This is a genomic window from Arthrobacter sp. 24S4-2 (genome assembly GCF_005280255.1).
Taxonomy (GTDB): Bacteria; Actinomycetota; Actinomycetes; order Actinomycetales; family Micrococcaceae; genus Arthrobacter.
In genome coordinates this window covers 594,597-615,784 of sequence record NZ_CP040018.1, presented here as the reverse complement: position 1 = coordinate 615,784, position 21,188 = coordinate 594,597, and the positions used below count along the sequence as shown (strand labels likewise).

18 protein-coding genes are annotated in these 21,188 nt (G+C 65.1%); 5 read left to right on the top strand and 13 right to left on the bottom strand.

The window, feature by feature from the left end:
• Positions 1-60: 60 nt before the first annotated feature.
• Genes FCN77_RS02945 through FCN77_RS02900 form a run of 10 tightly spaced genes read right to left on the bottom strand, consistent with a single transcriptional unit; the run spans position 61 to position 12,730 of the window.
• Entirely contained in the window at positions 61-2,430 is a 2,370-nt protein-coding gene (locus FCN77_RS02945) for a gluconokinase, GntK/IdnK-type (protein ID WP_137321050.1), read from the bottom strand.
• The gene (gene manD / locus FCN77_RS02940) at positions 2,420-3,649 is read right to left on the bottom strand and encodes a D-mannonate dehydratase ManD (protein ID WP_137321049.1); all 1,230 of its coding nucleotides are present in this window, start codon (positions 3,647-3,649) and stop codon (positions 2,420-2,422) included. The genes FCN77_RS02945 and manD overlap by 11 nt, the downstream gene beginning before the upstream one ends.
• A gap of 5 nt (positions 3,650-3,654) precedes the next feature.
• On the bottom strand, positions 3,655-5,088 hold the full coding sequence (locus FCN77_RS02935) for a mannitol dehydrogenase family protein (RefSeq protein WP_137321048.1): 1,434 nt from the start codon (positions 5,086-5,088) through the stop codon (positions 3,655-3,657).
• Positions 5,085-6,488 (bottom strand): glucuronate isomerase, encoded by a 1,404-nt coding sequence (gene uxaC / locus FCN77_RS02930; RefSeq protein WP_137321047.1) that lies wholly within the window; start codon positions 6,486-6,488, stop codon positions 5,085-5,087. Before uxaC ends, FCN77_RS02935 begins: the two co-directional genes overlap by 4 nt.
• Before the next feature lie 4 nt (positions 6,489-6,492).
• Positions 6,493-7,398, bottom strand: a complete 906-nt coding sequence (locus FCN77_RS02925) for a sugar phosphate isomerase/epimerase (protein ID WP_137321046.1) — start codon at positions 7,396-7,398, stop codon at positions 6,493-6,495.
• Positions 7,399-7,402: 4 nt separating this feature from the next.
• On the bottom strand, positions 7,403-8,569 hold the full coding sequence (locus FCN77_RS02920) for a Gfo/Idh/MocA family protein (protein WP_137321045.1): 1,167 nt from the start codon (positions 8,567-8,569) through the stop codon (positions 7,403-7,405).
• Complete coding sequence (locus FCN77_RS02915; protein WP_137321044.1) at positions 8,566-9,414, bottom strand: sugar phosphate isomerase/epimerase; 849 nt, start codon at positions 9,412-9,414, stop codon at positions 8,566-8,568. The genes FCN77_RS02920 and FCN77_RS02915 overlap by 4 nt, the downstream gene beginning before the upstream one ends.
• A gap of 2 nt (positions 9,415-9,416) precedes the next feature.
• Positions 9,417-10,340 carry a carbohydrate ABC transporter permease gene (locus FCN77_RS02910; protein WP_137321043.1) on the bottom strand — a complete coding sequence of 308 codons (924 nt, stop codon included), beginning with the start codon at positions 10,338-10,340 and terminating at the stop codon, positions 9,417-9,419.
• The gene (locus tag FCN77_RS02905; protein ID WP_137321042.1) at positions 10,337-11,365 is read right to left on the bottom strand and encodes a carbohydrate ABC transporter permease; all 1,029 of its coding nucleotides are present in this window, start codon (positions 11,363-11,365) and stop codon (positions 10,337-10,339) included. The genes FCN77_RS02910 and FCN77_RS02905 overlap by 4 nt, the downstream gene beginning before the upstream one ends.
• Positions 11,366-11,368: 3 nt before the next feature.
• The gene (locus tag FCN77_RS02900) at positions 11,369-12,730 is read right to left on the bottom strand and encodes an ABC transporter substrate-binding protein (RefSeq protein ID WP_175417119.1); all 1,362 of its coding nucleotides are present in this window, start codon (positions 12,728-12,730) and stop codon (positions 11,369-11,371) included.
• Between the two features lie 215 nt (positions 12,731-12,945).
• On the opposite strand from FCN77_RS02900, the gene FCN77_RS02895 reads away from it, so the two are divergent.
• Positions 12,946-14,004, top strand: coding sequence for a LacI family DNA-binding transcriptional regulator (locus tag FCN77_RS02895; RefSeq protein WP_137321041.1), 1,059 nt, complete (start codon positions 12,946-12,948; stop codon positions 14,002-14,004).
• Between the two features lie 73 nt (positions 14,005-14,077).
• Complete coding sequence (nadE, locus tag FCN77_RS02890; RefSeq protein ID WP_137321040.1) at positions 14,078-14,899, top strand: ammonia-dependent NAD(+) synthetase; 822 nt, start codon at positions 14,078-14,080, stop codon at positions 14,897-14,899.
• A gap of 166 nt (positions 14,900-15,065) precedes the next feature.
• On the opposite strand, the gene FCN77_RS02885 is transcribed toward nadE, so the two are convergent.
• The 3 genes from FCN77_RS02885 to FCN77_RS02875 form a co-directional block, all read right to left on the bottom strand.
• Positions 15,066-15,968 (bottom strand): NADP-dependent oxidoreductase, encoded by a 903-nt coding sequence (locus tag FCN77_RS02885; RefSeq protein ID WP_137321039.1) that lies wholly within the window; start codon positions 15,966-15,968, stop codon positions 15,066-15,068.
• Positions 15,969-16,012: 44 nt separating this feature from the next.
• Positions 16,013-16,978: a plastocyanin/azurin family copper-binding protein gene (locus tag FCN77_RS02880; protein ID WP_137321038.1), complete on the bottom strand. Its 966-nt coding sequence runs from the start codon at positions 16,976-16,978 to the stop codon at positions 16,013-16,015.
• A gap of 471 nt (positions 16,979-17,449) precedes the next feature.
• Positions 17,450-18,226, bottom strand: a complete 777-nt coding sequence (locus FCN77_RS02875) for an IclR family transcriptional regulator (protein ID WP_137321037.1) — start codon at positions 18,224-18,226, stop codon at positions 17,450-17,452.
• A gap of 208 nt (positions 18,227-18,434) precedes the next feature.
• Here FCN77_RS02875 and FCN77_RS02870 point away from each other — a divergent pair, with 208 nt between their 5' ends.
• From FCN77_RS02870 to FCN77_RS02860, 3 genes are all read left to right on the top strand, one after another.
• Positions 18,435-19,154, top strand: coding sequence for a CoA transferase subunit A (locus FCN77_RS02870; protein WP_137321036.1), 720 nt, complete (start codon positions 18,435-18,437; stop codon positions 19,152-19,154).
• A 101-nt stretch (positions 19,155-19,255) separates the two neighbouring features.
• Positions 19,256-19,945, top strand: a complete 690-nt coding sequence (locus FCN77_RS02865; protein WP_137321035.1) for a CoA transferase subunit B — start codon at positions 19,256-19,258, stop codon at positions 19,943-19,945.
• Positions 19,942-21,126, top strand: a complete 1,185-nt coding sequence (locus FCN77_RS02860) for an acetyl-CoA acetyltransferase (protein WP_137321034.1) — start codon at positions 19,942-19,944, stop codon at positions 21,124-21,126. The genes FCN77_RS02865 and FCN77_RS02860 overlap by 4 nt, the downstream gene beginning before the upstream one ends.
• Positions 21,127-21,188: the final 62 nt, after the last annotated feature.

The window sequence follows — 21,188 nt, the reverse complement described above, 5'->3', positions numbered from 1 at the left end:
CACGCAAAGGCCGCACGCGCGTTTGCTGCACGTGCGGCCGGGGCGTGCCGCCCAACCGCGTCAGAGCCGGGTGTCGAAGGAATCGCAGAAGACGTTCTCGTTGAACGTTCCCTGGAAGGCCGACTTGCCCATGATCTTTGCGATGGTCGCCCGAATGGCCTCTGGCGACCCGGCGTGGGCGTTGATGGCGGTCTTCACCATCGGCACGTCAATCAGGTGGTTGGGCTGGTTGAGCGAGACGAACACCGTGGGTACCTCGGTGACGTACCACGGGATCTCCGCGGCCATCGGCGAGGACCACTTGATCCGGATGGCGGCCTCCTGGGCGAAGCCCTTGACATTGGCGAACACGAACGCGGCGTCATACTTGTCCGCGTAGTCGCCGGTGGCTTCCTCGGAGATGATCGACATGAAATTCACGCCGGTCTCCCCCGCCGCCTCGCGCTGGTCCGCCGTCTTGAACAGGTGCACCTCGAAGCCGGCGTTCTCCAGCTCGGCCTTGACGGTGTCCAGGTAGGCCAGCGGATCAGCCCTGGTGAAGTCCGAGCCGCCGGAGATGCCGTACAGCCGGATGCGTTTGTGCGTCTCCGGGGTGATGGGCAGGTTGTTGGCTGTGTCCTTGATCAGTGTGACGGTCTTGTCCGCGATCCCGGCCGCGATGGCCCGGTGCGCATCGCTGCCGATCACTGCGAGTGCCTCCGCCGGCGGGACAAGCTCAGCGGCAGGCTTCAGGTGCAGTCCCAGGCTCGCCTTGAGGGCCAGGATCCGTCGCAGCGCGTCATGCAGGCGCTGGTCGGTGATGACTCCGGACTTGTAGCCGTCCAGCATGTACCCGAAGTCCTCCGAGGGGTTGCGGAAGAACAGGAACATGTCGCAGCCGGCCGCGATGGTTGCCGGCACCAGGTCCCTTCGCTTCATGGCCTGGGTGAGGCCAATCATCTGCGAGGCATCAGTGAGGATCAGCCCGTTGAAGCCCAGCTGGCCGCGAAGCAGGTCCTGGAGCAGTTCCGGGGAGAGCGTGGCGGGCAGGATGTCCTTGTCCGCCGTGCCCGGGCGGAAATGACGCGTGAGTTCCGGCGCGCCGATGTGCCCGACCATAATCGACTGCACGCCGTGCCCGATCATCTCGCGGTACACGTGCCCGTAGCTCCGGTTCCATTCCGGGTAGCCGAGGGTGTTGTAGGAGGTGACCACGTGCTGGTCGCGTTCGTCCACGCCGTCGCCGGGGAAGTGCTTCATGGCACAGACGGTGGGTGACTCGCTGATGCCGTCGAAGTACTCCTTGGCGCGCTCCACCACGATTTCGGGCGTGTTGCCGAAGGCCCGGGTGGAGATGACCGTGTTCCGCCAGTTGTAGTGGATGTCCACGATCGGCGCGAATGCCCAGTTGCAGCCAAGCGCAGCGGTTTCCACCCCCGCGACCTGCCCCATTTGCCGGGCGATGTCCTTGTCCGGGTGCGAGCCGGCCTGCAGGTGCGTCGACACAAATGTCCCGTCGTCACAGCTTCCGGCTCCCCCCATTTCCGGATTGGAGGCCACCAGGAGCGGGATGCGGGTCCTGGACTGCGCATACCGGATGTGCTCCTGCACCGCGGCCGAGGGGCCCGGCCGGTAGCGCATGCCACCCACGTGGTAGGTGTCCAGGACACCGTCCAGATACTCCGGGGAGTAGTCGTTGTTGTGGTTGATGAACAGCTGCCCGATCTTTTCCTCAAGGCTCATCCCGGCGATCGTGGAGTCCACCCACGCCACGGCGTCATCATCAAGGTTGAACGGCGCGGCCTGGAGGTCGACGTCGAACTGGCGCCGGTGGGTTCCCTGGGCACCGGCGCCGTTGGGCGCCGGAGTCCTGGAACCGGCGACGGCGGCACCGGCGACGGTTCCGGCGATGGCGGCAATGCCGGCCAGCGCGTCGGCCACCACCTGGCTGACCGGGGCGGCGATGTCCACCACGATTCCGGCTTCGTCGGCCCCGAGCGGTTCCAGCGTTGCGAGCTGCGAATCAAGCAACGCGGTGGGCATGAAGTGGCCGGAACGCCCTTCAGTCCGGGCCCTCAGCACTTCCTTGCTGCCGTGCAGGTGCAGGAACACGGTGTCAGGTGCCTGCGCCCGGATGGCGTCGCGGTAGCTGCGGCGGAGGGCGGAGCACGCGAGCACCAGTCCGCCCTGGCCGGCGTTGGCGAGTTCGGCGCCCACCGTGGCGAGCCAGGGCCATCGGTCCTCGTCCGTCAGGGGTGTGCCCGCTGCCATCTTTGCGACGTTCTCCACCGGGTGGAGCGAATCGCCGTCGAGGAACGGCACGCCCAGTTCGCGGGCCACGAGGTCACCGATGGTGGTCTTGCCGCAGCCGGAGACGCCCATGACGATCACCTGCGGACGGGCTGCGGCGGGGATTGGAGTCGGCTCGACGAGCGGCGCCTCACCAGTCATGGACGGTTCCGTCGACGAGGCGGTTGTAGGGCAGGTAGGCCTGCTGGTACGGGTACGTGGCGGCGGCTTCCTCGTTGAATTCGACGCCGATGCCGGGCTTGTCGCCCGGGTGCAGGTAGCCGTCCACGAACGTCATGGACTGCTCGAACACCGTGTTGGTGGCGTCCGAGTGCTGCATGTATTCCTGGATGCCGTAGTTGTGGATGGCCAGGCCCACGTGCAGCTGCGCGGCGAACCCGACCGGCGAGATGTCGGTGGGGCCGTGGAAGCCGGACTTGATCTGGTACTGCGCGGCGAAGTCCATGACCTTCTTCAGCGGGGAAATACCGCCGAAGTGCGTGGAGGCTGCCCGGACGTAGTCGATCAGCTGTTCCTTGATGATGGTCTGGTAGTCGTACACGGTGTTGAAGATTTCACCGATGGCCAGCGGGGTGGTGGTGTGCTGGCGGACCAGGCGCAGTGCCTCCTGGTTCTCGGCCGGGGTGCAGTCCTCGAGCCAAAACAGGTCATACGGTTCCAGTGCCTTGCCCAGCTTGGCGGCCTGTATGGGCGTCATGCGGTGGTGGCCGTCGTGCAGAAGCGGCAGTTCCGGACCGAATTCGTTCCGGACGGCCTCGAACACGGTGGGCAGGTGGCGCAGGTACGCGCGGGTGTCCCAGTCTTCCTCCACCGGGAACGCACCGCGCCCGGCGGGCTCGTAGTCGTAGCGTTCGCCCGAAGCCTGGGCCTGGGCGGCCACGCCGTAGACGGCCTTGATGCCCGGGACAGCGGTCTGGATGCGGACCGACTTGTAGCCGAGCTCCAGGTGCTCACGGACCGAATCGAACAGGGACGGGATGTCCGCACCGGAGGCATGGCCATAGGCGCGCAGTCCGTTGCGGGACGCGCCGCCGAGCAGCTGGTAGACCGGCATGCCCGCCATCTTGCCCTTGATGTCCCACAGCGCCATGTCCACAGCGGCAATGGCCGCCATGGTCACCGGCCCGCGGCGCCAATAGGAGCTGCGGTACAGGAACTGCCAGGTGTCCTCGATCCGGTGCGGGTCCTTGCCGATCAGCAGCTGCGCAACGTGTTCCTTCAGGTACGCAGCCACGGCGAGCTCGCGGCCGTTCAGGGTGGCGTCACCGATACCGGTCACACCATCCTCCGTGGTGATCCGGAGGGTCACGAAGTTACGGGACGGGCTGGTGACAAATACTTCTGCTGCAACGATCTTCATGAACTTCAGCTGTTCCTTCCGGGAATCAGGCGGGGAGGTGTGGCGATGGTGTCGGTGACGGTGAAGGTGCCGCACAGGCCCCCCACCACCGACACGATCCGGGCGTCGTTTCCCAGTTGCGGGCTGACCAGGCTGAGGAGGGCGGCAACCCTTTCCAGTCCCCGGGACCGGTTCGCCGTGCCAATGGCTTCGGACAATGGGTCCTGAAGCTCCTTGTGTACGGACACATAGTCGACCCACGCCGCCAGCATCAGGGCGCTGCCGGCACCGGAGCGGCCCTGGGATCTTTCGGCGGTAAGGACCGGCAGGGCCCTCATCCGGAGCTTGGTGGTGCCGTCCGCGGCAATCTGGGAGAGGTGGTGGGCGATGCGGCTGTTGCCGAACCGGTCCAGCAGGGCGAGGCGGTATTCGGGGACATGGAGCTCTTCACCGTGCAAGTGGGCCGCCGCTTCATCCCAGAAGGCCTCTACGGAATCCCGGCACAGAGGGTCCTTAAGTGCCTCGGCCACCGTAGTGTGCCCACGGACCTGGCCGGCGTATGCCAGGAGCGAATGGGCGCCGTTCAGGAGCCACAGCTTGCGGTTCTCATAGGGTTCAATGTCGTTTACCACGACGGCCCCGGCGTCCTCCCAGCGGGGCCTGCCTTTCGGGAAGTCCCCGCTGATCACCCAGTCCCGGAACGGCTCTGCCACAACCGGCGAGCTGTCCCGGTAGCCGCAACGCTCCTCCACTTCGGCAATGTCCGCGTCCGTGGTCCGCGGCGTGATCCGGTCCACGGACGTGCTGACAAAGCTGACGTTCTCCCCGATCCAGGCTGCCAGCGTCCCGTCCCAGGCTTCTGCCATTCCGGTGACTGCGCGGCGGGCAACCTCCCCGTTGCCGGAGAGGTTGTCGCAACTGACGACGGCGATCGGGCCGGCCGCGGCGTCCCTGCGGGCGGCGAGGGCGGACACCAGCCGGCCCAGCGGCGTCGTCAGCGTCCCGCCCGTGCCGGCGGAACCGGCCAGTACGGCGAGATCGCCGGCGACGCGGGGCGAATCCGAGTCGAAGCGGCCGTTGGGGGCCAGCCCGTAGGCGGCTTCCGTGATGGTCAGCGTGACGATGGCGGTAGCCGGCGCGGAGACCAGTTCGCGGAGGCGGCCGACGTCGGCGCCGTCCACCGCTTCGACAACGCTTCCGATGACTTCGAAACTGTCCCCGGTACCGGTGCGCTCGATCAGCGTGAACAGACCGTCCTGCGCCGTAAGTGCCACGGCCGCATCGGGCCGCCGGCCGGTGAACGCGGCAATCCCCCATTCCCTTCCGTCACCGGCATGCTGCGTGTACCAGGCCTGGTGTGAACGGTGGAAGGCCCCGAGGCCAAGATGGACGATCCGCACCGGCGCCTTGGGCAGCGGCCTGAGCGTCCGGTTCAGCACGGGCACGCTGTTGGCGCTCACAGCTTGAAAACCCTGCGCGGCGAGGAATCGACGATGTCCACGATGAGTTCGTGCGCACGGTCCTCGCTGATCCGGTGCTCGGCCACGAGGCGTGCCAGGAAGGATGCCTCGATCCGGCGGGACGTGTCGTGGCGCGCCGGAATGGAGCAGAACGCGCGGGTGTCGTCGATGAACCCGGAGGACCTTGAGAACCCGGCCGTCTCCGTAACCGCGGCCCGGAAGCGCAGCATGGCATCGGGCGCGTCCAGGAACCACCACGGGGCGCCGATGTACACGGACGGATAGAAACCCGCCAGCGGTGCCAGTTCCCGCGAGAACACGGTCTCGTCCAGGGTGAACAGCACCAGGTGGAAGTCCTTGGCGGTGCCGAAGTCCTGCAGCAGCGGCCGGATGGCCTCGGTGTAATTTACCGCGAACGGAATGTCGTGCCCCGTGTCCGCGCCAAAGGCCCGGAACGTGGGAGCGTGGTGGTTACGGTACGAGCCCGGGTGGATGGTCATGACCAGCCCGTCCTCCACGGACATCCTGGCCATCTGGTACATCATGTGGGCCTCGAAGGCCTCACGGTCCTCGGGAGTGGCCTTGCCAGCCCGGGCGCGCTCGAACAGCCGCTCCGCATCGGCGTCGTCCAGTTTGAGCGTGGCCGGAGTGCGGACGCCATGGTCCGCGGACACGGCTCCATTTTCCACGAAGTGGCGCCGTCGTGATTCCAGAGCGCTGATGTAGCCCGCATATCCGGAGGCACCCGAACCCGCGGCGGCGATGAGGCGTTCCACGTTGTGGTGCCACGCCGGATGGGCGATGTTCAGGTACTGGTCCGGGCGGAAGGTTGGCAGGACGCGGCCGGCGAAGGCAGGGTCCGCGGCCAGGGCGGCATGGCTGTCGAGGGAGTCCAGCGGATCGTCCGTGGTGGCCAGCACCTCGATGTTGAACTCCTTGAACAGCTGTCGTGGCCGGAATCCCGGCTCGGCGAGCTTGGCCGAAATAGCATCGAAGATCCTGTCGGCATTCTCCTCGGTCGGTTCGCCGTGCAGGCCAAAGACATACTCGAATTCCTGCCGGATCCAATACCCTGAGGCCGTGCCCTCGAAGTCAGGCCACGCGGCACAGAAGTTGCGCCAGACCTGGCGCGAGCCTGCGGCTGAATCGCCGAGGCCCAACTGGTCCATCGGGACACCCCCTGCGTGGATCAGGCGGGTCACGTAGTGGTCCGGTGTGACCAGCAGTGCGGCAGGATCGGGGAAGGGCAGGTTCTGCTCAATCACCGCCGCATCCACGTGGCCGTGCGGGGAGAGAATCGGAAGACCCTCCACCCTGCTGTAAAGCGAGCGGGCTATGTCCCGTACGCCGGGTTCCGCGGGGAGGAGCCGGTCCGGATGGGTTGCTATTGACTGCGCCATGGCCTCAACGGGCCCCGGCCCCTGCGGTGAGCCCGGCGAGGGCCGCCGTACGCCGCAGGTAGTCAAGGTTGGCGGCGGTTCGTTCGGCCAGGGGAAGCTCCGTGGAGAAGTCTTCAACCGTGACCCAGCCGTCGTAGCCATGGGCAGCCAACGCCTTGAAGTACTCAAGGACGCTCCCCTGTCCGGACTGCAGCGGTGCCCATTCGTTCTGGAACACTGCAGCACCGGAGGCGTCCGTCTCGTCCCGGCGGACCCACACGGCGTTCTTGACGTGGATATGCGCCAAGTACTCCCCCAGGAGTTCGAAGGCGGGAAGGTAGTCTTCCTGCCCCTCGATCAGGAGATTGCCCAGATCATGGATGACCCCCACATGCTGGGGGTCCAGGCCCTCCAGCAGGCGCCGGGCGGAGGAGGCTGACGCCGTAATGGTGCGGTGGTGCAGTTCCACCAGTGCCTTCACTCCATGGTGGGCGGCACGTTTTGCCACCCATTCGAAATCACGGCGTGCTGACTCAAAGAGGACGGGGTAGGGGATCCCGCTCCGCCCCTCGTTCCCCCATCCGGCAGTTCCCAGCGGAGGCGTGGTCACGCGGACCTGGCCGGCGCCCAAGGCGGCGGTTGCCGCCAGCATGCGTTCGACGTCGTCGTGGTTATCACACCGTGCATAGCCGCCGATCCCGGAGAACTCAAGGCCCGCTTCGCGGGTGATGGCGGCAATCCTTTCCAGGTTGTCTTCCATCCCCGTCAGCGGGATGGTGGCTTTATTGCCGGCCCAGAAACCCGGCTCCGGCGCCTCCGGCTGGTCCGTGATCCGCCATTCGATGCCGTCCCATCCCTGCGCGGAAAGTTGGGTGACGGCTTCCTCGGGAGTCCAGTCAGGAGTGGAGGCCGTGAATACTGAGAATTTCATCGCTTCAGGCGCTTTCTGTCGAGGTGTTGCCCGTCCGGACTTCAAGGTCGTTGTACTTGCCGGCCAGGACGTCCTCAAACAGGACTGCCTGGTTCAGCGTGGCCGACACGTAGACAGCACGCACAGTGGCCAGCGCGTTGACTGCATCGCTGACCGTCACGCCGGGCTGGCGGCCCTCGGCGATGGCCCCGAGGATGTCGCGGTACTGGCGTACGTGCCCCGCCGGATACACCGTGGGGTCCTTGGCCTCATAGTCCTCCGCCGGGTACTTGGCGAGTTCCTCCTGGGCCTGGTTGCCCCCGCCCTGCAGCCCCATGTCAGCCGAGGCGCCGCCGATCTCCTTGGCATGGAAATACTGCAGCTGGTCGTTGTCCACCACCGCGGAGCCTTCCGAGCCCATCAGCTGGACCCGCACCGTCAAGCCCGGGTAGGCGGCCGTCGTAGCATGCAGCACTGCCAGGCCGCCATTCTCGAATGTCACCGTGGCAACGGCAGTGTCCTCCACCTCGATCCGCTCGTGTGCCAGTCGGGCCGTGTGGGCGTGGATCTCCACCGGCCGGCCCATGAACCACAGCAGCAGGTCAACAGTGTGGACACCCTGGTTCATCAGGGCTCCCCCTCCGTCCATCGACCACGTGCCGCGCCAATCGCCGGAATCGTAGTAGCCCTGCCCGCGCCACCATGCCACAGAGGCTATGGCGGAGGTCAGCCGGCCAAAGCGGCCCTTGGCCACGGCATCCGCAACAGCCACGCTCGCCTGGTCAAAACGGTGCTGGCTGATCACGGAGGCGACGACGCCGCGGCGTGCCGCTTCGTTTGCAGCCGCCTCGATCTCCTGGGCACGACTCAGATCAACGTCGAGCGGCTTTTCGATGACCACGTGCTTGCCGGCCGCGAGGACTTCAAGGCCCTGCTGGATGTGCAGTCCGCTGGGAGTGGCGAGGGCCACCAGATCGATGTCGGCCGCCGCGAAGGCATCCTTGAGGGACGTATGCACGGAGGGCCTCGGCCGCCCGCTGGCCTCGATGAAATCCGCAAGGGACTCGGCCGCGTCCGGGATGGCGTCAACGAGCGCCACAACGCTGGCCCCGGGAAACTCCTGCAGGGCAACCGCGTGGGTGCGGCCGATGACGCCGCAACCCGTGATGGCGACCTTCAATGTCTCACTCATACTGTCTGTACTCCTGCTTCAGCTGCGACTTTTGCAAACGCCCTGGCGGCAATGCCGAATGCTGTGGGGCCGGAAAATCCGCCGAGGCCGTGGGCGCCGGCAAGGTGCGGTTCAAGGGAAGCGAAGCCGCTGAAGCCGTCCGCCTTGAGCGCTTCCACAGTGCGCAGCACGTCGCCGTCGCCCTCCCCTGCGGGAACCACATGTCCGTTGGAGAAAAGAGCGTCCTTGACCTGCAGGTACTCCAGGTGGGGACGGAGCTTCCCGTATGCCTCGTCAAACGGCTTCACGCCTACCTGCACGAAGTTGGCCGCGTCCCATGCCACTTTCAGCGCCGGCGAGTTCACGGATTCGATAATGTCCAGCACGCGGTCCGGAACGTCCCCGAAAATGTCCTTTTCGTTCTCGTGCAGCAGAACCACGCCTTCTTCCTCAGCGACGGCGGCCAGCGCGCTCATCCGTTCCATAACGGCGTCACGGATGCTGTCCACGGGCACGGATTCGCCGTAGTAGAAGGAGAAGATGCGGATGTACTTCGCGCCCAGGACCTTGGCGGCGTTGGCGGCACGGCGCAGGCGCTCCACCTCGTGTTCCACCGGAAGGCTGACGTCGACCTTCCCGATCGGCGAAGCGATGGCCGAAACCTTCATGTCCTTCGCTGTCAGCAGCTCGGCGAGTGTGCGGAGCTGGTCATCGGAGAGGTCCACGATGTTGGTGCCCCAAGCGCTGCGCACCTCGATGTGGTTGGCGCCGAGCGCCTGCAGCACGGCGATCTGAACGGCGGGGTCGTCGTCGATCTCATCCCCGAAGCCTGACAGCGGCCACGAAGCCTGAGTGGTTGAAACCATGGTTACTTAACTCCTCCGGCGGTCAGCCCGCCAACTAGATAACGCTGGAAAATCAGGTAAAGAATGACCACAGGGGCTGCGCAGACCAGGGCCGCGGCCATCATCTGGCCGTAGTACGGGATAGCGCCTCCTTCCTGGGACGCGCCGAAAATCTGTAGTGCAACGGCCGCGGTCTGGCTTTCGGGACGGGTCATGACGGACGCGAACAGGACGTCGTTCCAGCCCAGCAGGAAGGCGAAGATGCCCGAGACGACGATGCCCGGCCAGCTCAACGGCAGGATGATCCTGAACAGGACGCCCACATTGCTGGCGCCGTCGATCCGCGCCGCTTCCTCCAGCTCACGCGGAAGTCCGCGCAGGTAGGTGACCATGACCCACGTGGAGAACGGCATGGCGAACGTCAGGTACGTGACGAACAGTCCCCATTGGGTACCGATGACCTGGATGCCAAGGTAGGTGGCTGCCGAAGAAAACAGTACGAAGACGGGCAGCACCATGAGGGTTCCGGGCACGGACTGCAGTGCGAGGAGCCCCCGCAGGATAGTGAGGCGGCCGCGGAATGTGTAGCGCACCAGGACAAACGCTGTTGACACTGACATGGCTGCCGACACGACTGCCGTGGCGCCGGCCACCAGGACGCTGTTGGCAAGGCCCGTGGCCAGCCCCACGCTGGTCCAGATCTTCGAATAGTTCTCGAAGGTGACCGTCGAGGGCCAGAACTCACCATTGGCAACACCGATGTCCGAGTTCACCGATGCCAGGAAGATGTACAGCACCGGGATGAGGACAAGTGCGCCCAGGAACACCATGATGATGGCAAGCAGCGGACGGGGCAGCAGCCGCGTCACTTCGTGTTGCCGGGCCGAACCCGGGCGGGGAACAGAGGCCTCGGCGGAGCGGAGCCTGCTTGCTGCGGAGGTGGTCATTTCTTTCCTCCCGGTGTTTCAGCGTCGTCAAGCTTGACGGCACGCAGGTAGACGAAAAGCGGAATGGCGACCAGCACCAGGGAAATAAAGGCCATCGCGGCACTAAGGCCGAAGCGGAAGCTCTGGAAGCTAGTGACGTAGGTCAGGATGGGCAGAACCTCGACGTCGGACGGCGCCGGGACGCCAAAGAGGACGAAGGGAAGCGTGAAGTTGTTGATGTGGTGGAGCATTCCGATGAGGAATGCCAGCGAGAGCGGACCCTTTAGGTAGGGGAAAACCACATAACGGAGTTTGTTCCACCAGAGTGCTCCGTCCAGGGCCGACGCCTCGTGGACCTCATGGTCCACGGCCTGCAGCCCTGAGAGTGCCAGGAGGTAGATGAATGGCCAGGATGCCCAGATCTGCACCAGGACAAGCGTCCAGAAACTCTGGGGTCCGTTAAGCCAGAGTCCCGTGTCGATGCCCACTGTTCCGAGCGCCCGGTCGATGATGCCGTCCGGCTGGAACATGGTGCGCCACACGGTGGCCACCACAAAGGACGGAAGCACATAGGGGATGAGGAAGATGGACCTCACCACGGCCCGTCCTTTGAACGCGTTTTGGGTGGCGACGGCGGCAGCGATGCCCAGCGGCAACGTCACCACCATGGCGAGCAGCGAATAGCTGACGCTCAGCCAGACAGCGTGCAGGAGTGGCGATGCGGTTACTGCCTCGACAAAGTTTTCGACTCCAATGAACGGAGAACTGATCCATCGGCGCAGCGTGTACTGGTCCAGGTTGAGCGTGGACATGTAGATGCCCAGAACCAGGGGTACAACGATGATGATGAGCATCAGCGCGCCGCCCGGAATGAGCATCCAGAGCGGGCGGTCGCGCTCGCTCAGGCCCTTCCGGCGCTGTGTGGGCTCATTTACGGGTGGCTTCCCGGCTGGTGGCGCCACTGCGACGGCGGCCGCTTTCCGGGAGGTCCGGCTTGCGGCGGACTCCGCCGCAAGCCGGACTTCGTTTGAAGCGTCAGTAGACATTACTTATCCTTTTGAAGCGCGGTCGAGGGACGCCTGACCCTTTGTCTGCGCCTCCTTGATCCTTGTTTCAAGGGCGGACTCATCGACGCTGCCCTTCGACAGTTCCGGGATCGACTGCACGGTCACGTTCAGCAATCCGAGCTGGATGTCGCCCCAGGCACCTGTAAACGGGGTGGCCTTGGACTTGGCTGCGGCATCGGCGATTGGCTTGAGCTTGGGATCAGTGAGGCTGGCCAGTGCTTCGGCGTTCGCCGGCAGGTCGCCGAATGTCTTCTGGTAATTGAGCTGCTCGTCCTTGGAAGTAATGAGCTTGATGTAGGCGAACGCCAGGTCCTTCTGCTGCGAGTAGTCAGCGACAACAAGGTTGTCTCCCGAGAGGATGCTCGCGGCAGTTCCGCCATCACCCTTCGGGCTTGTTTCGCCCGGAGCGGTTGTGGGCATCAGCGCGTATTCGTACTTTCCGGCCACGGCCGACTTGTCCAGCGTCGGGATGGAACTCGACGTCGTCATCATCAGGTAGCCGGCTTTTCCGCTGGCAAAGGAGGCAACGGCGTTGCTGTTGCTCCAGCCGACGGAGGCAGGGTCCACAACTTTGTCCTTGGTCAGCCAGCCGAAGTAGGTTTCGTAGGCCTTCTTCACGGTGGGATCATCCATCTTGAGGTTCTTGCCGTCCACCAGGGGATTGCCGGCCTGGACAGACATGGCCCAGATGAACTTCCAAGGGTCGTAGGCATCTTTGTACCCGGTGGCAATACCGTAGGTGCCGTCCTTGGTCATCTTCTTGGCCTGCTCCGCGAGCTCATCCCATGTGGTGGCAGGCTTCTCGATGCCCGCAGCAGCAAGGACTTCCTTGTTGTAGGCCATCACGAAGGGGCGGCTGACGAACGGGATGCCGGCCTGGTGCTGCTCGTCCGGACCGGAAATCCCAAGAGCTGCCTTATTGAACCGGTCTTTGCCACCTACCTTCTTCCAGTCGTCGTCGGACAAGGTCACGAAAGCCTTGGTGGCGAAAGCAGTGGGAGTGAACGTGGTGCCGAGCCCGTAGATGTCCGGGCCCTGCCCCGACACCACGGAGGTCTGGATGCGCGTGAGCTCGTCGTTGGCCGAGGCAAAGGTTTCGAACTTCACGTCGGCCCCGGTCTCCGCCTTGAACTTGGCCGCAATGTCGCTCTGCCACTTCTTCTGCTGTTCCGGGTACTGGCTCAGGACGCCGGTCAAGACATTCAGCGTCTTGCCCGTGCCGTCCACCTTCCCGTCCGCGTTTGTTGAACCGCCGGTGGTTCCTGAGCCCGCACCGCAGCCGGTCAGGGCCAAAGCCGCAGCCGTGACGATTGCCGCAATCCCGGTAGACGATCTAAACCTCATTGTTTTCTCCTCTAGGACACCCACACGGCCACAACGTCATGTGGCGCACACCACTGCGGGCGATTCGGATTCAGTCTAGGGACGCTGCAATGTTGCGGCAAGCGATTGCCAAAAGTTGCCAAACATGTTGTGATGATGCCAGGAAGCCTCGGGTCGAAGGGCCCTTGGCCGAAGTCCGGGGCATTGCGGCGTCGGCGCCATGAAAGGACTGCTCCATGACCTCAGCCATCCTGGATGCAGGGGATGAGGGGTCCGTGGACCGCCGTTCTCCTGCCGAAAGAATGCCAACAATCAAGGACGTTGCGGAACTGGCAGGAGTGGCCACGTCCACCGTCTCACGCGCATTGTCCAAGCCGGACCGGGTAAACCGGCACACCAGGGAACGCATCGAAGAGGCGGCCGCGCAGCTCAACTACGTGCCCAGCTCACAGGCACGGGGACTCAGCTCGGGACGCACCAACACCGTAGCCGTCCTGGTACCGGACATCACAAACCCCTTCTACTTCGACATCATCCGCGGGACGCAGCATCAGCTCAAGGCCGCCGGTCTCACGCAGCTTCTGGTTGATACCGAGGAGTCAAGCGAGATGGAGTTGGAAGCCCTGCACAAAATGCGGCGGTCGGCGGACGGTTTCATCCTTGCGGCCTCGCGCCTGACTGATGCGCAGCTTGCCGAAGTGTCCGGGTCACAGCCGCTGGTGACCATCAACCGTGCGTCAGCGAACGCGCCCACTGTGGTGATCGATACGCCGTCGGCCATGATCCAGGCCCTGGAGCATCTTGTCTCCCTCGGCCATCAGCGGGTCTGCTACGTCAGCGGCCCGCCGACGTCGTGGTCCAACTCCCGGCGTTGGAAAATTTTCGAGGAAGACTCAGCCCAGCGCGGACTCGAGACCCATAGGGTGGGCCCGTTCACCCCGAAAACCACCTCCGGCGCTGCTGCCGCGGACGCAGCGGTGCGCACCGGGGCCACAGCGTGCATCGTCTTCAATGACCTGCTGGCCATCGGAATGCTGCAGCGGCTGCGCGAGCGGGGAATCCGCGTGCCTGAGGACATGAGCATCGTCGGCTGCGACGACATTTTTGGCGCTGATTTCTGCAATCCTCCGCTGACAACGATCTCCTCGCCGATCGAGCAGGCCGGACGCGTTGCAGTCTCCATGCTCCTTTCGCAGTTCAATCCGCTCCACGGCGGAACCACCAGGCGGCTGGCTGTGATGCCCACTCACCTCACCGTCCGGGGCTCCACCGGACCGGCCCCGGGGACGGCCTAGCGACGCTTCGCTGCGGCATGGTTCGGGCGGACACAGTTGAGCATGGTTGACACTGCTGACTAGTGTGGATCACATGCGCGAACTCCAGGCCAGGATCATTGAAGAAATGGGCGTCCAGCCCCGGATCGACCCAGCCGGGGAGGTGCGCAAACGCGTCACGTTCCTGAAGGAATACCTCAAGGCAACGCATACCAAGGGCTTTGTCCTGGGCATCTCAGGCGGCCTCGATTCGTCGCTCGCAGGCCGGCTGGCCCAGCTCGCGGTAGAGGAGCTCGCGGCCGAAGGGACGGACGCCAATTTCGTGGCGGTCCGCCTTCCTTATGGCGTGCAGCACGATGAGCATGATGCCCAGGCTGCCCTGGACTTTATCCAGGCCAAGACCGACTGGACCTTCAACATCTCCGCAGCCGTGGACGGCTTCGAAGACGAATTTGAAAAGACCGTGGGCAACGGGATCTCCGACTTCCACAAGGGCAACACCAAGGCCCGCACGCGCATGATCGCGCAGTACGCCCTCGCCGGCGAACACAACTACCTTGTCATCGGAACCGACCACGGCGCCGAATCCGTCACCGGCTTCTTTACGAAATACGGCGACGGCGGCGCGGACGTCCTGCCGCTGTTCGGGCTGAACAAGCGCCAGAACAGGGCGCTCCTGGCCGAGCTCGGCGCCCCCGCCCGCATCTGGGAGAAGGTCCCCACCGCCGATCTCCTCGATGGCAAGCCCGGACGGACGGACGAGGACGAACTGGGCATCACCTACGACCAGATCGACGACTACCTCGAAGGCCGCGAGGTGCCGGACGCCGTGGCCGAATCGATCGAGCAGAAGTACCTCCGCACCCGCCACAAGCGCACCGTTCCGGTCACGATCTTCGACACCTGGTGGAAATAGCCTGAATTGAGGAGCCCCGGGTCGGGGGCCGCAGGCCGAAACGGGGCAGTTTGAACCCTGGCTGGACTTTTTCAGCCGAAAATGCCGGCGTGTCCGCGTCAAAGTGCCCCACGACGGCCGGGCATCCACACCGCGTCCGACCGACAAGGCCGCGCTCAGGTTCCAGCTACGGGACCAGCACGATCTTGCCCCGGACATGGCCCGCACGGCTGATGCCCAGCGCCCGGGCGGCATCGGTGAGGGGAATCCGCTCCTGGATGCTGAAGCGGAGCTTCCCGTCGGCAGCCAGCCGGGCCGCCTCCGCTACCCGTCCGGCCAGCATCTTGACCGGTGCAATTCCGGCGGCATTGGCCTCCTTACCAGGCACCGTAGTCACCGCGGTGCCGTGACCGCCCAGCAACTGGACCGTCGCCGCCGTCGTACCTTCCCCGCCAAAGGTGTCCACGACGGCGGTGATGGTGCCCAGGGAGCGGACGCGCTCCACGAGCCCTTCGCCATAGGCCACAGGCTCGGCGCCAAGCCCGCGCAGATAGGCATGATTCTGTTCTGAAGCAGTGCCGATGACCCGGGCACCGAGGTGCCGCGCGATCTGGACTGCCGCCGAGCCAACCCCGCCCGCGGCACCGTGGATCAGCACCGTGTCCCCTACGCCAATGCCAAGCTGGACCAGCGCCGAATACGCTGCGCCGCCAGCTATCGCGACGCACGCCGCCTGCTCAAAATCCAAGCCTGCGGGTTTCAGCGTCAGTTGGCCGGCCGGGAAGTTGGCCGCCGAGCGGTAGCCTCCGGCGAAACCGTTCCAGATGACCTCGTCCCCCACCTTGAAGTCAGTGACGCCATTGCCGACGGCGGTCACCGTTCCGGCCGCTTCGCAACCAGGAACAGCTGGCAACTGCAACGGGAAGAACGCCTGCAAGTAGCCGGCAACGATCTTCCAGTCCATCGGATTGACGGCGATGGCACGGATTCCCACCTGGACCTGGCCATCGCCTGGCACGTCCACGGATTCTTCGCCCGCTGTGACCAGCTCGGGCTCCCCATATTCGGCAAAATACATTCTGGTGCCCATGGCCACATCCCCGCTCCCCGTTCAGTACAAACCGCCGGTACCGATCAGTCCCGGACTTCCACTGTGCCCTTCATCCCCATGAAGTCGTGGAGGGCGCAGATGTAATCGAACTCTCCGGCCTTGTTGAACTTCACCGTGAAGGTGCTCATCGGCGGCATCAGGCCCGAGCTCAGGTCGCCGCCGGTGAAGTCAGCGGGATCGCCCACTGCGGCGAGCTCGTCCGCCGGTTCCTCACCGAACGTGACAGTGTGCGGGGCGCCCATTCCGTCATTCACGAAGGTCACTTCGTCGCCAACGTGGACCACGATGTGCGCCCGGACGAACCGCATGAGCATGGCCGTCCCATTGTCGGCACCCGCGATGACGGTATGGTCATCGGCTTTGGCTCGCGCCGCGTCCCACTGTTCGTAGCCGTCGCGAAGGATCTTCCGCTCCTGTTTGTTTGTCTGACGGTCATATTGGGACTGGGTGTAGGGGTAGTCAGTACCCGCATCCCGAACGTGAACGGTCCCCTTCATGGCCATGCCATGAACCAGGCAGTAGTAGGTGAAGTCGCCCGCATCCGGGAATTTCAGCGCGTAGCGTCCCACCTCCTTGAAGCCGCTGTCTGACACGTTCGTCATGACACCGGAGTTGTAATATGTCTTTCCGTCATACGAGTTGCCGCCCTGGGGTTCGACGTACTGGGGATTGCCCGGATTGAACGGCTGCGTGGACTCGAGCGACTGGCCTTCGGCAAGGAACGTCACGGTATGGATTTCTGCCGCGTTCGCTTTCCAGGTGATCTTGTCCCCCGCATTAATGTAGATATTTTCAGGGAGGAAGGACATCCCCTGAATCGCCTGGTCCGATGACTCGGAACCGACCTGGACAGTCCAGGTCCTGGATGATTTTCCGCCGTCCGCGACGGCGGTGCCACTAAGTGCCACCGGCATGAGCAGCGCGATCGACGCCGCCACGATTGCGCGCATCAGGCGCGGTATTCGGCGGTCTTCTTTTTGGAGAGCCATAAGACTCATTCCTTCTGTATTTCTCCGTGAATTTGGGTGCGGCCGGGAGCCGGCCTCCAAGTGACTGCCGCCGTCGAGCGCGACGGCGGTCTGCAGCCGGGCTGGACATCGCCAGCCACGCTCCTTCGCCCCGCGCTGCCCAGGCTCAAGGCGGGAAAGAAGGTACTCTGATCGGACGCGCCAGCCCGATAGGGGCGTTGACGCGGTTACTTTTGTCTTCCCTAAGCGCTTTCAGCTCGCAGCTGCCGCGCTGCCCCCTCGCACGGTGCGGTGCCACGACAATTGGCCCATGCAATGTCCTCCCGTTTCTCGGAGGCTGTTCATTGTGGATCCGGTGAACTGTCAGAGTCCCGGAAGGGAACCGGCGCCGGCGGTCATCGCCGGCCGGTTCCACGAGCAGATATTCGATATCGCGGATACAGTTCCAATCGTGCTCTGCAACCGGGGAATTGTCGAGACGTTCGAATCATCTCAGGGCGCACGCGTCAGGAGCGTGGAGATCCGGTGCGCTTCTTCCATCAGGAGGCGGCCCAGGGTCTCTTGCCGTTCGCCACGGAACCGGGGCTCGATCCCGGTCAGCGACAGTGCCCAGGCGGGGCGCCCGCGCTGATCGAATACGGCCGCGCCCATGCCCCAGCTGCCCTCGAGCACCAGCCCGGGGTTGACCGAGTAGCCGGCCTGCCGTGTCTTGGCCAGGTTTTGGCGGACCAGGGCCTCGGTGTGGCCTGAGGCGAAGCTGCCGGCGTGGACGGCCCAGCCGGCAAGCAGCTCCTCCTGCTCGGCTTCCGGCAGGAACGCCATGATCGCTGTTCCGGCGGACGCCACCCCCAGCGGAAACCGGACGCCCTCGTGCAGCACAAAGGAGCGCACGGGGAAGCTGCCTTCCTCGCGGAGCAGGCACACCGTTTCCGCTCCGCGGCGGATGGAGAAGAAGGCGCTTTCGCCGGTCTCCTCAGCTAGCCGGCGCAGGCTGGGCCGGGCAAGGTCCTCCAGGGGAAAACGGGCAGAGGCCACGGAACCCAAGAGCAGGATTTCCGGGCCCAGCACCCAGTTGCCGGTTTGCGGGTCCTGGTCCAGCAGCCCTTCGGAGGCCAGCGAGCTCAGAAGCCGGTGGACGGTGGGCCGGGTGAGGCCCGATTCCCGGACCACTTCAACCAGCGGGGCGCCTTCCGGTTTCCGTCCGATAATGCGCAGCAGCGATGCGACCCGGCTGACCACCTGAGCGCCTTGAACCGGTGCTGAATTCATGATATTCCCTTCAGAGTATCCACAATATGGATACTTCCTAGCCTACCGTCCACACTGTAGAAATGCCCAAATTCCCGGCTAATGGTGGCCTTGACAGCGCCTCCAGCCGCCCCGTACGCTCAATTTTCAGAACAACAGTCCACAAAGTGGATAACCGGTCCCGCAGGGAACCCGCATGCCGGCCCCGCCCGCTCAATGAGGAGATGCAATGTCAAAGGTGAAATCCGGTGCGGCTGCCGCGCTGCAGGGCGTACTGCGGGACGGCATGACGCTCGCCGTCGGGGGCTTCGGGCTCAGCGGCATCCCTGCGGACCTGATCGAGGCCGTCCGCGATTCCGGCGTCAAGGACCTCACCGTGGTGTCGAACAACATGGGCGTGGACGGCAAGGGCCTCGGTGTACTGATCGAGGCCGGCCAGGTCCGCAAGGTGATCGCCTCCTACGTGGGCGAGAACAAACTCTTCGCCGAGCAGTACCTCGCGGGCAAGCTGGAGGTGGAGTTCACACCGCAGGGCACCCTGGCCGAACGCCTCCGCGCCGGCGGCGCCGGCATCCCGGCCTTCTACACCAAGACCGGCGTCGGCACGCTCGTCGCCGAAGGCAAGCCGCTCGCCGAGTTCGATGGCGAAACGTACGTCCAGGAGCGCGCCATCAAGGCCGACGTCGCCCTGGTCCACGCCCACACGGCCGACACCGACGGCAACCTGATCTACCGCTACACCGCCCGCAACTTCAACCCGGTTGTGGCCACGGCCGGTGCGGTGACCATCGCCGAGGCCGAGGTGATCGTCGAACCCGGCGCTCTGGACCCCAACCACATCATCACCCCCGGCGTCTTCGTCCAGCGCCTCGTCCAGGCCAGTGGCCGCGTGAAGGACATCGAACAGCGCACGGTCCGCCCCCGCACCTCCGCCGCAGTGCCCGCCTAGGCCCCGTCCGACGGCGGTCTGCCGCACCCTTCCGGCGCCCGCCCCACCACAGCGCGAACGAACACTTAACCCCAAGACTTCAAAAACCCAAGGAGAACCCCATGGCCTGGACCAGGGATGAAATGGCTGCCATCGCGGCCGAAGAACTCAATGACGGCGACTACGTCAACCTCGGCATCGGCATCCCTACGCTGGTGGCCAACAACCTGCCCGAGGGCGTGCGCGTGGTCCTGCAGAGCGAGAACGGCCTGCTCGGCATGGGCCCGTTCCCCTACGAGGGCGAGGAAGACGCGGACCTCATCAACGCCGGCAAGCAGACCGTCACGGTCCTTCCCGGCGGCAGCATCTTCGACTCCGCCACGTCCTTCGGCATGATCCGCGGCGGTCACGTGAAGGTGGCCATACTGGGCGCCATGCAGGTCTCGGGCAGCGGCGACCTCGCCAACTGGACCATCCCCGGCAAGATGGTCAAGGGCATGGGCGGCGCCATGGACCTGGTGGCCGGGACGCCGCGCGTCGTGGTCCTCACCGAACACAACGCCAAGGACGGCAGCGCCAAGATCGTGAAGGAGTGCACCCTCCCGCTCACCGGCCTGAGCTGTGTTGACCGCATCATCAGCGACCTCGCGGTGTTTGACCTCGAAAAGGCGGACGACGGCGTCCGGCAGCTCACGCTGACCCGGCTCGCCCCGGGCGTCACCGTGGAGGAACTCCGCGGGAAAACCGAAGCCCGCTTCGACGTCGCCCCGTCCCTCGACGCAACCCCCACCCTTGAAGGAGCCACAGCATGAGCCTCAAAGAACAGTTCGGCAAAGACGTCCTGCTCACCGGCTGGGGGCACAGCCGCTTCGGCAAGCTCACGGACGAGACCCTGGAGTCCCTGATCGTGCAGGTCGCCTCGGAGGCGATCGGCAACGCCGGCATTGAGCCCGGCCAGATCGACGAGATCTACCTCGGCCAGTTCAACTCCGGCATGATGCCGCTGGCGTTCCCCTCTTCGCTGGCCCTGCAGGTCTCGGAGCAGCTGGCCAACGTCCCCTCCACCCGGGTGGAGAACGCCTGCGCCTCCGGTTCCGCCGCCGTCCAGCAGGGCACCAAGTCGCTGCTGGCCGGCACCGCAAAGACCGTGCTGGTCATCGGCGCCGAGAAGATGACCCACGCCGGGGCGGACGTGGTGGGCTCGGCCCTGCTTGGCGCGGATTACGACATGGCCGGCAAGGCCTCCACCACCGGATTCACGGGTCTATTCGCCGAGGTGGCTAAGCACTACGGGAAGCGCTACGGACCGGTGTCCGACGTCCTCGGCACCATCGCGGCGAAGAACCACCGCAACGGCGTGGACAACCCCTACGCCCAGCTCCGCAAGGACCTCGGCGAGGAATTCTGCCGCACGGTCTCGGACAAGAACCCGATGGTGGCCGATCCGCTGCGCCGCACCGACTGCTCCCCCGTGTCCGACGGCGCGGCCGCCGTCGTGCTTTCTGTCTCGCCCACCGGCGGGGCAACCGCCCCGGTGCGGCTCGCCGGCTTCGGCCACGCCAATGACTTCTTCCCCGCCGAACGGCGCGACCCAACCGCTTTCGCCGCGACGCGCGTGTCCTGGCAGCGGGCATTGGGGATGGCCGGCGTCGGGCTCGGGGACCTGGACTTCGCCGAGGTACACGACTGCTTCACCATCGCCGAACTGCTGATGTACGAGGCAATGGGCCTGACCGAACCCGGCCAGGGTGCTCGCGCCATCGAGGAAGGCTGGGTGTTCAAGGACGGCAAGCTGCCTATCAACGTCTCGGGCGGACTCAAGGCCAAGGGCCACCCCGTCGGCGCCACCGGCGTATCCCAGCACGTCATCGCGGCCATGCAGCTCACCGGCACCGCGGGCGGCATGCAGCTCGCCAACCCCCGCCGGGCCGCCGTGCAGAACATGGGCGGCGTGGGCATCGCCAACTACGTCAGCGTGCTCGAAGCGGTCTAGGAAAAACCAACGCGGCCTCCGGGGCCAGCAACCCGCACGGAGGAGCTGCCAAAGGATCACAC